Below are 14390 nucleotides of genomic sequence, written 5' to 3'. Positions count from 1 at the left end.
ACCGAAGCGGTAGTCGATCCGCCGGGCGTGTTCGAGCCCCGGTTCAGCTGCGCGATCGCCTCGCCGTGCCACAGCCGCGCCAGGCGACCTCCGGAGAGCACCGCCCCCTCGCGAGGCCGTTTGTACGTGTCTTGTACGCGGGGCTGCCAGCATGTCCGCGTAGTCGGGCGAACGGAGTGTGCTGATGAAGTGGTTGTCCGCAGTCCTCACCGCGGTGTTGACGGTCGCGCTCACGTCGGGTGCCGCGCAGGCCGCCGACGATGTCGGGGTGCTGGCCATCTCGCACAGCAGCCCGTTCAGCTGTGGAAAGACGTTCTACGCCAACAACTGGTCCCCGGGGCACAGCCCGTCCGGGGCGATCGACTGGCAGAGCTACGGCGACGACGCCGTCGGCGGCGAGACGGTGCGTGCCACGGCGGCCGGCACCGCCAGCTTCTCCACGACCCTGTCGGCGGACATCGGCATCCTGGCGTACGGGAACTACGTCGTCATCACCCACAGCGACGGCACCAAGACCCGCTACGCCCACCTCGCCACCATGGTGCGCAACCCCGGCCAGTCGATGTCGGTCAGCCGGGGCACCGCGATCGGCACGGTCGGTGGCACGGGCGGTGACTACGCGCCGCACCTGCACTACGAGCAGATCGCCGCGAGCGGCGCGCTCGACACCAGCCCGACGGTCGAGGGCGTCACGGTGTCGCTCGGCCAGAAGAAGGCGGTGACCAGCACCAACAACTGCGGCGGCAACCCGTACACGCCGCAGGAGGTGTGTGGCAGCGGCTTCAGCGTCATCGACCAGGCGAGCCTCACCGGCGGCACCGTCTACCTGTTGTACAACTCCGGCAACAGCAACAACTGCGTCGTGACCCTCAAGTCGACGAACCTCGGCACGGCGTCGGCGGTGGGGGCGTGGCTCCAGCCGCAGGGCGGTACGAAGGCGACCGACTCGGGCAGCTACGCCTACTACGCCGGCCCGGTGAAGAAGTCCGCGGCGGGCGTGTGCGTCCAGTGGGGCGGCTCGGTCGGCGGCAGCACCTACACCAGCCCGTACGAACACTGCGGTTGATCAGGCGCCACAGGCCTGCTGGAGATGGTGGCCGGGCGCCACGTTGAGCCCGGCCACCCGTCTCAGCGGCCCGCCCCGGCGTGGCGGGAGACGAGGGCCGGGACCTGCCGGGCCGGCGTGATCCTGGTGTGCAGGGTCGGTGTCCAACCCGCGTCCGGGGCGAGGTCCGGGTCGTGCGCCGCGTTGTAGGCCGCGACCAGGTCGACGGGCTTGGCGTGCCTGCCGGTGCGGAGCAGGTTGTCCCGGGCGGTGATCATCGTGCCGCCCCAGTCGAACAGGATCTCGTCCGGGGTGACGCCCGGCGCCAGCCTGAACACGTTGCTCTCCGCGACGATCGCCGACTCCACGCCGACGCCCAGCACGTAGCTCAGCGAGCCGGGTACGTCGTAGTAGTTGTCGTACACGTGCACCTGGCCGAACCGGACCCGGGGCATCCGCTGCAGTGTCCCGCGGAAGTAGTTGTGGTGCACCGTCACGTTCAGTTTGCCGCGGTCGTTCGCCGGGTTGTTCGTCGACCCGATCAGCATGGTCTTGTCGTGGTCGGCGAAGCGGTTCCACGACACCGTCAGGAAGTTCGACGCGTTCGTGATGTCCAGCTCGCCGTCGTGCACCTGGTACGGGCGGTCGAAGTACCTGGGCTGCGTGCTGTCGGCGTTGGCGCCGTCGGTGAAGGTGGCGTGGTCCACCCACACGTGCGTCGAACCCGTCACGGAGACGTTGTCGTACGCCGAGTTCCAGTTGCCCGCGGCGCCGTCGGTCGGGTCCCACTGCGGGAAGCAGTCGGCCGCGTCCACGAACGTCAGGTTCCGGATGATGACGTTGTCCACCTTGTCGATCTGCAGGTTCAGTCCGGAGAGGACGGCCCGGCCGACGCCGGCGATCGTGGTGTCGGCACTGACCTTCAGCCTCATCCGCCGTGCCTGGTTCGCGGCCGACGCGGCCCGCGCGGTCTCCAGCGGGCCCGACGGCCTGGTCGTCCGGCCCCACACCGCCGGGTCGTACGCCGCGAGGTACGCGTCGAGTGAGTACCCGTCGGTGACGTAGTCCTCGCAGGACAACGGGTTTCCCGCGTCGTCGGTGTCGCCGTCGATCCGGCCGCGCACGTAGACGATCTTCGGGGACGGTGCGGCCAGCGCGGTCGCCAGCTCCGCGCGCGTGGAGACCACGTGCACGTTCTCCCGTGGCGCCGCCGACCCGCCGGTCGTGCCGGCGCCCGCCGCGGCCCAGCCGTCGTTCGGTGGCAGCACCTGCCGCCCCAGCGGCACGCCGTCCGCGGTTGCCGGGGCGGTGATCACCAACGTCGCGGCCAGCGCCGCGAGCAGAACAGGTCTCATCTCAGCTCTTTCCGGCTCCGGCGCCCGCCATGACGGACGGCCCGGCGTTGTTGGGTCACGGCCCGACCCGTTGTGCCCGTTGGGTCTCACCCGGATCCGCACCACCCGGTCCGCCCGGACGCCACCCACGAGCGTCCGCGCGTCCGAGCAGGTACACCCGCGACCCGTCGGCCGCCACGGATGAGCCACGGCCACGGACTTCGTCCAGCCTCAGGCAGTCCCGTTCTCGGCGTCGGCGCGCCACGCCGATGGTTTGATGCCGGCCACCCACCATGGCGTGGCCGGCTCTTTCTTCGCACGCACGGAATTCCTCCAGCGGCCAGGTGACTGATAGCAGGGGGCGGTCATCCGGTCTAGGAAAGCGCTTTCCGCGCCTCAACGCTAAGCCTCCGCTGCCGGCTTGTCAACGGCGGCCCGGGACCGAGATACCGGTTTCCGAGAGCGCTCCACAATCACCGCGCCCGGTGGGATAACGACCTCGATGTCCACGCCGCGGGCGATGACGATATCCGCGGCCCAGCGCCGCCGGCTCGGCGCGTCGCCGCGGTTCGTTATCGTCCGGACCTGGGCGGTGCGGGCCACGGCGCAGGGAGCGGCGAGATGAGGGTTCTGGTCACGGGCGCGGCCGGTGTCATCGGCCGGTGTGCGATGCGGCACCTGGCCGAGCGGGGGATGACGGTGACCGCGCTGCCGTGCGACGCGACGGACGAGTCCGGCGTCGGTGCCGCGGTCGCCGGCCATGACGCGGTCGTGCACCTGGCCGCGCTGGCCCATCCGTCACTCGGGACGCCACGTGCGGTGTTCGCCAACAACGTGGTCGCCACGTTCACGGTCCTGGCGCAGGCCGCCTCGGCCGGGGTGCGTCGAGTGGTGCTGGCCAGCAGCATCAACGCGTCGGGCATCCCGATGAACCCCGCGGGGCCGCTGCCGGCGTACTTCCCGCTGGACGAGGACCTGCCGGTCGACATCGGTGACGCGTACTCACTGTCCAAGCAGGTCGACGAGCACTCGGCGGCGATGGCGGCCCGGGCCTGGGGTCTGACGGTGGTCGCTCTGCGCTTCCCGCTGGTGCGGTCGCGAGCGGAGCTGAGGGCGTTCGCGGCCACCGCGGCGGCGGACCCGGCGGGCATGCTGCGTACGGGCTGGTCGTACCTGACCGTGGACGACGCGGCGAGGGCGATCGAGGCCGCACTGGTGGCGCCGCTGAGCGGTGCGCACGTCGTGGGCCTCAGCGCGGCGGACACACTGCTGGCCGAGCCGACACAGTCCCTTGTGGACAGTCATGCCCGCGGTGTGCCGTGCCGGCGGACGTTCACGGGGCGCGAGGCGTTGGTCGACACCACCAGGGCACGGACGCTGCTCGGGTTCGAGCCGGCGGAGTCGATTGCCTGACCGGGTCAGGGTTTGCGGCCGACGCCCGCGTAGCCCTTCGACCGTTCGGGTTCCTCGAGGTTGTCGAACTGTTCCGGATGCCAGAGCGGGGTCCACACGATCCCGGGTTCCACCAGTTCGGTGCCGGTGAAGAACGCCGTGAGCTGCTCGCGGGTGCGGGCGACGATCGGGATGGCGTCCTTCCGGTAGAGCGTGCGGGCCTGTGCCTGCTCGTCGGTGTCCTCCGCGGCGATGTGGGAGAGCACGAGGTAGCTGCCGGGTGCCATGGCGTCGACGTAGCGGGCGACGGCGGCGTGCGGCCCCTTGTCGTCGTCGATGAAGTGCAGCACGGCGACCGTCAGCACGGCGATGGGCTCGTCGAAGTTCAGCAGCCGCCGCGCGGCGGACGACGTGAGGAGGGTCTCGGGTTCGAGCAGGTCGCCGCCCACGACGGCGGCGTTGTCGTTGCCGGCGAGCATCCGCTCCGTGTGGGTCACGGCGACGGGCTCGATGTCGACGTAGACGACCCGGACCGACGGGTCGACCCGGTGGGCGATCTCGTGGACGTTGCCGGCGGTGGGGATGCCGGAGCCGATGTCGAGGAACTGCCGGATTCCGTTGTTCAGGCAGTACGTCACCGCACGGCGGAGGAAGGCCCGGTTGACCCGGGCGATCGACGCGGCATGCGGGGCGATCTTGGTGAGGTGATCGGCGAACTCCCTGTCCTTGGCGAAGTTCGCCGACCCGCCGAGGAGGTAGTCATACACCCGAGCGGCGTTGGGCCGATCCAGATCGATGTCCTCCGGTGCCCATCCGGGCCGCTGTGTCGACATGCGGGAATCGTAGTACGACCGCCCGGTGCGGCCCGGCCGCACCGGTACCCGGACAGTCCGGACACCGCGGCCGGCCCACCGCCGGCACGCTGCGGAATTGCCCGCCGGTCCGGGAACCCTGTCCGGGGATCCGCCGTCCGCCCCGTGCGCGGCGCACAGTCATGACCGCACCTTCGTCAGGAAAGATACGACAGGAGGTACCGAATGAAACCTCAGAGGAGACGGATCCCGACGCTGCTCGCGGTGTCGGCGACGGCCGTGGTCATCGCCGGTGGGCTGGCGCCGCCCGCCGGCGCGTCGCCGCGCGCACCGGTCGCGGCAGGGCAGGACGGCGGTCAGGCCGACGCGCTCATCTCCCTGGTGGAACACGACCGCACGACCTACGGCGGGATCAGCTTCGACCGGAAGACCGGCACCGCGACCATCCGCTACGACGACGGTGTCGGTGATCACGCCGCCCGCTCCCGGCTCGGTCAGCTCGCCGACCAGCGCGCCGGCGGGTGGCACGTGGTCCTCCAACCGGTCCGGCACAGCTCCGCCGAGCTCGACGTGGTGCGCGACGAGGTGGCGACCGACCCCGAATGGCAGGCCGTCGCGGGAAAGCTCGTCTCGAGGTGGTACGTCGACATCCGGCACAACCGGGTCGCGGTCGGCGTCACCGAGCTCACTCCGCAGGTCGGCCAGGCGGCCACCCGGTTGTTCGGCGACCTGGTCAGCCTGCACGTCGCGCCCCGGCCGGACCGGCAGTCACGGCTGGACGACTTCGAGCCGTGGGCCGCCGGCACGCGGATCTCCACGTGCAGCAGCGGGTACATCATCCGCACCACCACCACGCCGGTCCAGCGCAGGATGGTCAGTGCCGGGCACTGCGCCGCGCTCAACGCGACCGTGCGCAACAACGGCGACGCGGTCGGCACGGTCATGACACGCCAGCTCGTCGACGGCGGTCGCGACTTCGAGTTCATCGGCGGCCGCCCCTACCAGCCGTTCATGTACACCGGTGGGCCCGACAGCAACGGCGGCCGGGCGATCAAGGGCAGCAGGCTCTCCGGCGTCGGGCTCGGCGTGTGCACCAACGGCGCGACCTCCGGGCAGAACTGCGCGGGAGAGGTGACCGCCATCGACATCTGCGTCACGTTCGCGGACGGGTTGACCACCTGCCTGCTCGACGAGGCGGAGTCCACCGACGGCACGGAGATGTCCCGGCCCGGCGACAGCGGCGGCCCGGTGATCGCCTTCGACTCCGCCGGCCTGAAGGTGGTCGGCTCCATCGTCGGCGGCGACCAGACCGTCCTCTTCCACTCCTTCCACCACATCGTCCCGGCCGGGTGGACCGTCGACTCCATGTGACCAGAACGACTCCGGGTCGACCGGCACACCGTGGGCCCGCTCCCGACATGGGCGCGGGCCCACGGTGACCCGGTCTCGGCCCGGCGGGGCGTCCTCGCGTGGCGCCGGGGCGGGGAATACTCCGTCCGTCGAGCCGTTCGTGACTGGTGTGACGACACTTGGACTGATCGGCAGCGGACACATCGGCTCGACCGTCGCCCGGCTCGCGGTGGCGGCCGGCTACGACGTGGTCCTGAGCAACTCCCGCGGCCCGGACACCCTGACGGACCTCGTGGCCGAGCTGGGCCCGCGGGCCCGTGCGGCGACCGCCGAGGAGGCCGCGCAGGCGGGGGACATCGTGGTGGTCTCCATCCCGGTGAAGAACTTCCTGGCGGTGCCGCCGGCCCCGCTGGCCGGCAAGGTGGTCATCGACACGGGGAACTACTACCCGGCACGTGACGGCGAGATCGCCGAGCTGAGCAGCGGCACGCTGACCACCACGGAGCTGGTGGCCCGGCACCTGTCGGAGGCCCGGGTCGTGAAGGGCTTCAACAACATCTACTACCGGCACCTCGCCGAGCTGGCCCGTCCCGCCGGCGCCGGGGACCGCAGCGCGATCGTGATCGCGGGCGACGACCAGGACGCCAAGAAGAGCGCGGCGGAGTTCCTGGACGCCCTCGGCTACGACACCGTCGACGCCGGTTCGCTGGCGGAGAGCTGGCGCTTCGAGCCCGGCACCCCGGCCTACGGCCTGCCGTACACGGGCGGCGCGGAGGACTTCATGACGGCCCCCGGCCACCCGACCGGCACGGAACCCCTGCGCGAGGCGCTCGCGGCCGCGCAACGCTGATCACGGGCGCCGGCGACCGGTCAGAACTCCAGGTAGACCGCGGTCGCCGGCGCCGTCGTGGCGAGGGCGGTGGCCACGTCCGGTTTCAGCAGCGGCAACGCCTCCGCCGGGGTCGCCCAGCGCCACGCGGACAGCTCGGCCGCCTGCAGCCGGATCTCCAGGGACTCGTGGCTGCCCATGTCGAACACGAACCCGAACCGCGCGGAGCGGCGGGACGGGCGCCAGGTCACCGCGCACAGGTCGCCGGGCTCGAGGTCGACGCCCAGTTCCTCGCGCAGCTCACGGCGGCACGCCTCGGTGGGCGCCTCGCCGCGGTCGATCCGGCCGCCGGGTAGCTGCCAGTGCCGGCCCCCGATCGGCCGGACGATCAGCCAGCGGCCGGCCGGGTCACGAATCAGCCCGCGCGCCGTGGCCAGCCGAGCCGGGACCTGGCGCCATCGCATGAAGAACACCACGGCATTGTTCCCGCCACCGGCCGACGAGCCGGCCGGGACCTTCCGCGAGTACACGATGGGATGATCATCGGCCGTCCGCCGTTCGGCATTCCCGGCGGCGCCCGCACTACCCTGGGCGGGTGAGCGATCGCGTTCGGCGCAACGTCCGGGTCGAAGGGGTCGTCCAGGGCGTCGGGTTCCGGCCGTTCGTCCACGGGCTCGCCAACCGGACCGGCGTGGCCGGGCGGGTGGGCAACGACGTGCACGGTGTCTTCGTCGAGATCGAGGGCACGCCGGCGCAGGTCGACGCCTTCCTCACCGGCCTCGTCGCGCAGGCACCGCCACTCGCCGCGATCGAACGGGTCACCACCAGCACCTCGCCGCCGACCGGGGTCACGGACTTCACGATCGTCGCCAGCGACGCCGCGGGGGAGCGGCGTACCCTCGTCGCCGCGGACAGCGCCACGTGCGACGACTGCCTGCGTGAGCTCTTCGACCCGGAGGACCGCCGGTTCCGTTACCCCTTCATCAACTGCACGCACTGCGGTCCCCGCTTCACCATCGTCCGGGACGTGCCCTACGACCGTCCACTCACGACGATGGCGGGCTTCGTCATGTGCCCGCCCTGCGCGGCGGAGTACCACGACCCGGCCGACCGCCGCTTCCACGCACAGCCGACCTGTTGCCCCGACTGCGGTCCGCGGCTGACCCTCGGCGAAAGCGACGACCCGATCGGGACCGCCGCGGACCTGCTGTGTGCCGGCAAGGTGCTGGCGGTCAAGGGAATCGGCGGGTACCACCTCGCCGTGCTCGCCGGTGCCGAGACCGCCGCCGCCACACTGCGGCAACGCAAGCACCGCGAGGACAAGCCGTTCGCCGTCATGGTGTCCGACACCGGCGAAGCGGCAAAGCTCTGCCTCCTGGACGACACCGCGGTCGCGCTGCTCACCAGCCGACGCCGGCCGGTCGTCCTCCTCGAACGCCGGCCGGCCGGCGCCGTCGCACCGTCGGTGGCGCCGGGCAACCGCCGGCTCGGCCTCATGCTGCCCTACAGCCCCCTGCACCACCTGCTCCTCCGCGCTGTCGGCGCCCCGATCGTGCTCACCAGCGGCAACATCTCCGACGAGCCCATCGCCTACACCGACGAGGACGCCACGGCCCGGCTGAGCGACATCGCCGACGCGTTCCTCACCCACGACCGCGCCATCCACATCCGCACGGACGACTCGGTCGTGCGGCCGTTCCGCGGCAAGGAGACCGTCCTGCGCCGCTCGCGGGGCTACGTCCCGGAGCCGGTGACCCTCCACCAGCCCGTGCCGAGGCCGGTGCTCGCCTGCGGCGCCGAGCTGAAGAACACCTTCTGCCTGGCCAAGGGCCGGCACGCGTTCGTCTCCCACCACATCGGCGACCTGGAGAACTACGAGACGCTCCGCTCCTTCACCGAGGGCATCGAGCACTTCCGCCGCCTGTTCGACATCGACCCGGTGCTGGTCGCGCACGACCTCCACCCCGAGTACCTGTCCACCAAGCACGCCAAGGAGATGACCGGCGTGGAGTTGGTCGGTGTGCAGCACCACCACGCCCACATCGCCTCCTGCCTCGCGGACAACGGCGAGGCGGGCCCGGTCATCGGCGTCGCCTTCGACGGCCTCGGCTACGGCACCGACGGCACCATCTGGGGCGGCGAGTTCCTGCTCGCCGACCTGCGTGGCTTCGACCGGCTCGGTCACCTGGCGCCGGTCCCCATGCCGGGCGGGACCGCGGCCATCCGGCAGCCGTGGCGGATGGCCGCCGCCTATCTCGACGCGGCCTACGACGGCCGCCCGCCCGACCTCGATGTCATGCGGCGCAACGAGTCCCAGTGGACACAGGTGCTCGCCTTGGCCCGCAGGGGCGTGAACTCCCCGCCGACCTCCAGCGCCGGCCGGCTCTTCGACGCGGTCTCCGCCCTGCTCGGCCTGCGGGACCGCGTCAACTACGAGGGCCAGGCCGCGGTCGAGCTCGAACAGCTCGCCGACCCGGTCGAGCGGGGCGCCTACCGGGCGGGCGGCACGGACACCGTCGCCGGTGTTGACCTCGTCCGCGCGGTCGTCGACGACCTGCGAGCGGGGGTCCCGGCACCGGTGATCGCCGCGCGGTTCCACAACGGGGTGGCCGACGCGATCACCCGCATGTGCCTGCGCCTCCGGGAGGAAACGGGCGTCACCGACGTCGCGCTGTCCGGCGGTGTGTTCCAGAATCTGCTGCTGCTGCGCGGATCCGTGGACTCGTTGAGCGCCAACGGATTCCGGGTGCTCACCCATGGCCGCGTGCCGACCAACGACGGCGGTGTCAGCCTCGGCCAGGCCGTGGTCGCGGCAGCTACATCCGCCGGATCTCCAGGTACCGCCGCAGATCCGGCAGCGACCGGACGACCAGGGCGGCCACGGACGCGATGACCAGGCCCAGGAACAACTTCCTCAGCACGACGCGTCTCTCCTCTCCGCCGCGCCGGCGAGCAACGCGGCCAGCGTGCTGTCCCACGTCGGTAGCGCGTTGGCGCTCTTGAACCGCCGCAGCTCGGCCATCGTGTCCAGGCCGACCCGGAACCACGCGCTGTCCGGGAAGTGCAGCGCGACCGTCTCCCGCCACACCGGCACCGGCAGCGGGAACGCGCTTTCCTTGCTCCACGGCACCTGGTGCACGGACATCTTCCCGTCCGCCACACCGAACACGGTGCCGCTGAACAGCAGCAGCAACGGGATCACCCCGTCCTCCAGCGCGCTGAAGTACTTGGTCGACGCGATCTCCAGGTCGTAGGTGCAGGGGACAGGCAGGTCGTGGACGGTGCTGCCGGTGAACCCGGGGACCATCGTGGACAGTGTCGCCAGCTGGATCGGCTTGACCGTGTCCGCCCAGCGGTCGGTGTCGCCGAACAGGTCGTGCAGTGCCTCGGCCTCCTCGGCGGAGTACCGGCGGCGTTGCGGCTCGATCCGCAGCTGGCAGCGCAACGCGATGGCTGACACCCGCTCGCCGGTCGTCTCGGCGATCCGCAGCCGCAGCGTCATGGCCGGGACCGCCGAGTACCGGTCCGCGCTCGCCTCGACGCAGTCGAACACGAGGTCAACCATTCGACGACCGCCTGCGGAGCGAGACGAAGAACTCGTCGATCCGTTCGTGCGCCTCGGTGCCGCCGTCGAAGCCCTTCCAGCAGGTACGTACCAGCCCGACCAGCTCGTAGCACGCGTCGACCGGCACCAGGAACGACTCGCCGTCCCGGACGAGGATGGCCTCCACCTCGTCCAGTGCCGCCGCCAGCAGCGGGTGCGTCTCGCCGAGGGCCCGCCACGCGTCGAGGTTCAGCAGGCACTCGGTGGCGCCGGCCGGGCTCGGGTAGAACGCCGCCGTCCCGTGCTCGCCACGCAGGAAGAACGCCGAGCCGACGGGGATGCCGAGCCCGTCCCACTCGGCCGGCGACAGCCGGGGACCCGTCAGGTACCGGTCCGGCACCGACCGGTACCGGCCGCCGTCGGGGGTGAACAGCAGGTAGCACGGCCGGCAGGCGCACATCAGCGACCGCTTCTCCGTGTCCACGACATGCCCGTGTGCCGGACCGGTCACGGCGCCGCAGAACTCGCACACCTCCTCGACCGGCGGTGCGGGCGGAGGTGGCGGTGTCTCGGCCGCCCCGACGAACCGCCGCAACCCGCTCATGACGCCACCGGCACCGCGACCCGCACGCCCGCGCCGTCGGACAGCAGCGGCAGCGGCTCGAGGTGGTGGGTGGCGCCGTCCAGGCCGCGGCCCGCGAGCCGGACGTCGAACCGTGCGCCACACGACGGGCATGCCAGGGCGGCGCCGTCCAGCGCCCCCTCCGCGAGCGACGACCCGCACGCCGCGCAGCCGTCCCGGTAGGCGTAGAGCGTCCCGCGGACCGCGCACACCACCACGGCGACACCGTTCAGCTCCACGGCCACCGGCCGGACCGACGGGGGACCGAGGTCGGGCAGCGGCACCCAGCCGCCCTCGCCGCCCTCGTCCGACGGTGCGTGCCAGCCCGGCGGTGGGCCCATGCCCACCTGCAACACCGGCGCGGCCGGCTCGACCACGCCGGCCACCTCGATGCCGGACAGCTCGGGCGCGGCCTCACAGACCGCGCCCTCGATCGCCATCTTGACCGTGAGCGTCGAGGACGCGCAGCCGTCGCAGCTGCCCTGCAGCCGCAGCCGGGCCACGCCGTCCTCGACGCCGAGGTACTCGACGCCGCCGGCGTGCGACCCGAGGTAGGGGCGTATCCGGTCGAGCGCACGCTGGACGCGGGAGTCGACGTCGAGTGGATGAAGATCGTGCAGCAGCAGGAGGCCCTCGACGACGTCGTCGTCGGCGAGCCGGGTGAGCTGGCCGGGGTCCAGCTCCGCGACGATGCGCGTCAGGCCCTCACCGTACATCTCGACGAGGAGCCGGACGAGCTCCTCCGCCGTGTCCCGGCTCGGACCGGCCTGCAGCCCGGCGAGCAGCTCCTCGATGCGCTCGCCGGTCGTGTGCGCGTTGCGGGCCATGCTCAGTACTCGGCGTTGAAGGCGTGCGGCGTGTGCAGCTTCGTCAGTGTCTTGCCGGTGCCGAGCGACATGTGCACGCCGCACGGCAGGCACGGGTCGAAGCTGCGCACCGCACGCATGATGTCGATGCCCTTGAACGACTCCGGCGGGTTCTCCTCGAAGATCGGCGTGTTCTGCACCGCGTCCTCGTACGGTCCCGGTGTGCCGTAGGTGTCCCGCACGCTGCCGTTCCACGGCGTCGGCGGGTACGGGTGGTAGTTCGCGATCTTGCCGCCCTTGATCACCATGTGGTGGGACAGCACGCCACGCACGGCCTCGGTGAACCCGACGCTGACACCCTCCTCGGGCACCGTGAACGGCTCCCACGTCTTGGTGTGGCCGGCCCGGATCTCCGCCAGCGCCTTCTCGACGAACGTCAGCGCGAGCGCGGCCGAGTAGGCCTGGAAGTACGTGCGGGCCCGGTTGCGTTCGATGGCGTTGCTCCACTGTGGAATCTTCCACTCGAAGTCCACGGCGGGCTTCGTCGCCGACCTCGGCAGCGAGATCCGCACGCTGTGGCCGGTCGCCTTGATGTAGTCGGTGCTGACCAGGCCGGCGAGCGCGGTGGCCCACAGGCGCGCGATGGGGCCGCCGCCGGTGTCGAGCGCCAGGTGGTCCTTGCCGTCGAACCAGCGCGGCGACATCGTCCACGAGTACTTGTCGTCGAAGTCCCGTTTGGCCGGCCGCGGGATCGTGTGCTGGTTCCACGGGTGGCGGCGGTCCACGTCGTTGCCGAGCGGGTCCTTCTTGACGAACATCGCCTGGTCCTCCCAGTCCTCGTAGAACGAGTGACCGAGCAGGATCCGGATGCCGAGGTTGATGTCCAGCAGGCTCGTGGTGACCAGCTTGCCGTCGACCACCACGCCGGGGGTGACGTACATCTTGCGGCCCCACGACTCCATGTTCTGGTAGGTGAAGTCGCAGTAGTCGGGATCGTTGAGGCTGCCCCAGCAGCCCAGCAGGATCCGCCGCTGGCCGACCTTCTCGTAGCCGGGCAGGGCCTCGTAGAAGAAGTCGAACAGGTCGTCGTGCATCGGCACGACCCGCTTCATGAACTCCACGTAGCGCATGAGGCGGGTGAGGTAGTCGGTGAACAGCTGCACGGTGGCGACCGTGCCGACGCCGCCGGGGTACAGAGTGGACGGATGGACGTGCCGGCCCTCCATGAGGCAGAACATCTCGCGGGTGTACCGGGAGACCTGCAGCGCCTCGCGGTAGAACTCGCCCTCGAGCGGGTTGAGCGAGCGCATGATGTCGCCGATGGTCTTGTACCCGTGGTCGCCGGCGTGTGGCGACTCGGTGCGGTTGGCGAGGTCGAGCACGCCGGGGTTGGTCTCGGCGACCATCTTCTCGCAGTAGTCCACGCCGACCAGGTTCTCCTGGAAGATGTTGTGGTCGAACATGTACTCGGCGGCCTCGCCGAGGTTGATGATCCACTCGCCGAGGTGTGGCGGGCGCACGCCGTAGGCCATGTTCTGGTTGTAGACCGAGCACGTGGCGTGGTTGTCACCGCAGATGCCGCAGATGCGGCTGGTGATGAAGTGCGCGTCGCGCGGGTCCTTGCCCTTCATGAAGATGCTGTAGCCACGGAAGATCGACGAGGTGCTGTGGCACTCGACGACCTCCTTGGCGGCGAAGTCGATCTTCGTGTAGATGCCGAGACTGCCGACGATCCTGGTGACCGGGTCCCAGGCCATCTCGACGAGCTCACGTTCCGTGGCCTTCGTCATCGTCCTCTCCTCACCAGGTTGCCTTGTAGCCGGACAGCAGCTCGTCGCCCTTGGCACGCCACTTGGGTTCGGAGTCGGCCGTTTTCATCGTGAACCCGCGGAGTGCGCGGATGACCGTGCCGTACATGCCACTCGCCGCCGCGGACACCTTCGAGCCGGGCGGTTCGTCCATGAAGGGCATGAACTTGTCGGGGAATCCGGGCATGGTGCAGGCGATGCAGATGCCGCCCACGTTCGGGCAGCCGCCGACGCCGTTGATCCACCCTCGTTTCGGGACGTTGCACTTGACGACCGGGCCCCAGCAACCGAGCCGCACCAGGCATTTCGGCGAGCCGTACTCCTTCGCGAACTCGCCCTGCTCGTAGTACCCGGCCCGGTCGCAGCCCTCGTGGACGGTCGCGCCGAACAGCCAGTTGGGCCGCAGCGCCTCGTCGAGCGGGATCATCGGCGCCTGCCCGGCCGCCTGGTAGAGCAGGTACAGAATGGTCTCGGACAGGTTGTCGGGGTGGACGGGGCAGCCGGGCACGCACACGATGGGGATGCCGGCCTTCGACTTCCAGTCCCAGCCGAGGTAGTCGGGGACCCCCATGGCGCCGGTCGGGTTCCCGGCCATGGCATGGATGCCGCCGTACGTGGCGCAGGTGCCGACCGCGAGGATGGCCAACGCCGCGGGGGCGAGCCGGTCGAGCCATTCGCTGGTCGTCATGGGCTGGCCGGTGTCGGGGTTGTTCCCGAACCCACACCAGTACCCTTCCTTCTTGATCGCCTCGTTCGGGATCGAACCCTCCACCACGAGCACGAACGGCTCCAACTCACCACGATCAGCCTTGTGCCACCACTCGATGAACGTGTCCGCACCCTGCTCC

General features: G+C 70.9%; 14 protein-coding genes. 5 read left to right on the top strand and 9 right to left on the bottom strand.

All coding sequences use genetic code 11. The features are described 5' to 3' along the window. The first annotated feature begins 184 nt into the window (after window positions 1-184). Window positions 185-1066, top strand: coding sequence for a M23 family metallopeptidase (locus VET29_RS17570; protein ID WP_324921503.1), 882 nt, complete (start codon window positions 185-187; stop codon window positions 1064-1066). 62 nt (window positions 1067-1128) lie between these two features. Here VET29_RS17570 and VET29_RS17565 read toward each other — a convergent pair whose 3' ends face one another. Beyond that, complete coding sequence (locus VET29_RS17565) at window positions 1129-2400, bottom strand: pectate lyase (RefSeq protein WP_324921501.1); 1272 nt, start codon at window positions 2398-2400, stop codon at window positions 1129-1131. 600 nt (window positions 2401-3000) lie between these two features. On the opposite strand from VET29_RS17565, the gene VET29_RS17560 reads away from it, so the two are divergent. Then, a complete protein-coding gene (locus tag VET29_RS17560; RefSeq protein ID WP_324921499.1) occupies window positions 3001-3792 on the top strand; it encodes an NAD(P)-dependent oxidoreductase in 792 nt (263 codons plus the stop codon). 5 nt (window positions 3793-3797) lie between these two features. Here the strand turns inward: VET29_RS17560 and VET29_RS17555 are convergent, their stop codons facing one another. Further along, complete coding sequence (locus VET29_RS17555; RefSeq protein WP_324921497.1) at window positions 3798-4604, bottom strand: SAM-dependent methyltransferase; 807 nt, start codon at window positions 4602-4604, stop codon at window positions 3798-3800. A gap of 204 nt (window positions 4605-4808) precedes the next feature. Between VET29_RS17555 and VET29_RS17550 the strand changes: the two genes are divergently transcribed. Together VET29_RS17550 and VET29_RS17545 are read left to right on the top strand one after the other, a co-directional pair. Further along, window positions 4809-5954 carry a hypothetical protein gene (locus VET29_RS17550; RefSeq protein WP_324921495.1) on the top strand — a complete coding sequence of 382 codons (1146 nt, stop codon included), beginning with the start codon at window positions 4809-4811 and terminating at the stop codon, window positions 5952-5954. A 148-nt stretch (window positions 5955-6102) separates the two neighbouring features. Then, the gene (locus tag VET29_RS17545; protein WP_324921493.1) at window positions 6103-6783 is read left to right on the top strand and encodes an NADPH-dependent F420 reductase; all 681 of its coding nucleotides are present in this window, start codon (window positions 6103-6105) and stop codon (window positions 6781-6783) included. A gap of 20 nt (window positions 6784-6803) precedes the next feature. On the opposite strand, the gene VET29_RS17540 is transcribed toward VET29_RS17545, so the two are convergent. Then, entirely contained in the window at window positions 6804-7292 is a 489-nt protein-coding gene (locus VET29_RS17540) for an NUDIX hydrolase (protein ID WP_324921491.1), read from the bottom strand. A gap of 65 nt (window positions 7293-7357) precedes the next feature. Between VET29_RS17540 and hypF the strand changes: the two genes are divergently transcribed. Continuing rightward, window positions 7358-9655: a carbamoyltransferase HypF gene (gene hypF, locus VET29_RS17535; RefSeq protein ID WP_324921489.1), complete on the top strand. Its 2298-nt coding sequence runs from the start codon at window positions 7358-7360 to the stop codon at window positions 9653-9655. Here the strand turns inward: hypF and VET29_RS44075 are convergent. The 6 genes from VET29_RS44075 to VET29_RS17510 all read right to left on the bottom strand — a co-directional run. Then, on the bottom strand, window positions 9579-9740 hold the full coding sequence (locus VET29_RS44075) for a DUF6893 family small protein (RefSeq protein WP_414636521.1): 162 nt from the start codon (window positions 9738-9740) through the stop codon (window positions 9579-9581). The two genes, hypF and VET29_RS44075, sit on opposite strands and share 77 nt — an antisense overlap. Further along, window positions 9677-10327, bottom strand: coding sequence for a DUF6084 family protein (locus tag VET29_RS17530; protein WP_324921487.1), 651 nt, complete (start codon window positions 10325-10327; stop codon window positions 9677-9679). Before VET29_RS17530 ends, VET29_RS44075 begins: the two co-directional genes overlap by 64 nt. Then, the gene (locus VET29_RS17525; RefSeq protein ID WP_324921485.1) at window positions 10320-10910 is read right to left on the bottom strand and encodes a DUF5947 family protein; all 591 of its coding nucleotides are present in this window, start codon (window positions 10908-10910) and stop codon (window positions 10320-10322) included. Before VET29_RS17525 ends, VET29_RS17530 begins: the two co-directional genes overlap by 8 nt. Then, entirely contained in the window at window positions 10907-11755 is an 849-nt protein-coding gene (locus VET29_RS17520) for a NifU family protein (protein WP_324921483.1), read from the bottom strand. The genes VET29_RS17525 and VET29_RS17520 overlap by 4 nt, the downstream gene beginning before the upstream one ends. A gap of 2 nt (window positions 11756-11757) precedes the next feature. Beyond that, window positions 11758-13524 (bottom strand): nickel-dependent hydrogenase large subunit, encoded by a 1767-nt coding sequence (locus tag VET29_RS17515; RefSeq protein ID WP_324921481.1) that lies wholly within the window; start codon window positions 13522-13524, stop codon window positions 11758-11760. 10 nt (window positions 13525-13534) lie between these two features. Beyond that, the coding region (locus VET29_RS17510) for a hydrogenase expression protein HypE (RefSeq protein WP_324921479.1) at window positions 13535-14390 on the bottom strand (856 nt) is incomplete at its 5' end.

It is taken from the genome of Actinophytocola sp. (genome assembly GCF_035634895.1).
Taxonomy (GTDB): domain Bacteria; phylum Actinomycetota; class Actinomycetes; order Mycobacteriales; family Pseudonocardiaceae; genus Actinophytocola.
This window is presented reverse-complemented; position numbering and strand designations above follow the sequence as displayed.

Coding starts and splice junctions, on each gene's coding strand:
- VET29_RS17515 (WP_324921481.1), bottom strand. CDS start 13,524: ATGACGAAGGCCACGGAACGTGAGCTCGTCGAGATGGCCTGGGACCCG.
- VET29_RS17570 (WP_324921503.1), top strand. CDS start 185: ATGAAGTGGTTGTCCGCAGTCCTCACCGCGGTGTTGACGGTCGCGCTC.
- VET29_RS17565 (WP_324921501.1), bottom strand. CDS start 2,400: ATGAGACCTGTTCTGCTCGCGGCGCTGGCCGCGACGTTGGTGATCACC.
- VET29_RS17550 (WP_324921495.1), top strand. CDS start 4,809: ATGAAACCTCAGAGGAGACGGATCCCGACGCTGCTCGCGGTGTCGGCG.
- VET29_RS17555 (WP_324921497.1), bottom strand. CDS start 4,604: ATGTCGACACAGCGGCCCGGATGGGCACCGGAGGACATCGATCTGGAT.
- VET29_RS17560 (WP_324921499.1), top strand. CDS start 3,001: ATGAGGGTTCTGGTCACGGGCGCGGCCGGTGTCATCGGCCGGTGTGCG.
- VET29_RS17520 (WP_324921483.1), bottom strand. CDS start 11,755: ATGGCCCGCAACGCGCACACGACCGGCGAGCGCATCGAGGAGCTGCTC.
- VET29_RS17530 (WP_324921487.1), bottom strand. CDS start 10,327: ATGGTTGACCTCGTGTTCGACTGCGTCGAGGCGAGCGCGGACCGGTAC.
- VET29_RS17525 (WP_324921485.1), bottom strand. CDS start 10,910: ATGAGCGGGTTGCGGCGGTTCGTCGGGGCGGCCGAGACACCGCCACCT.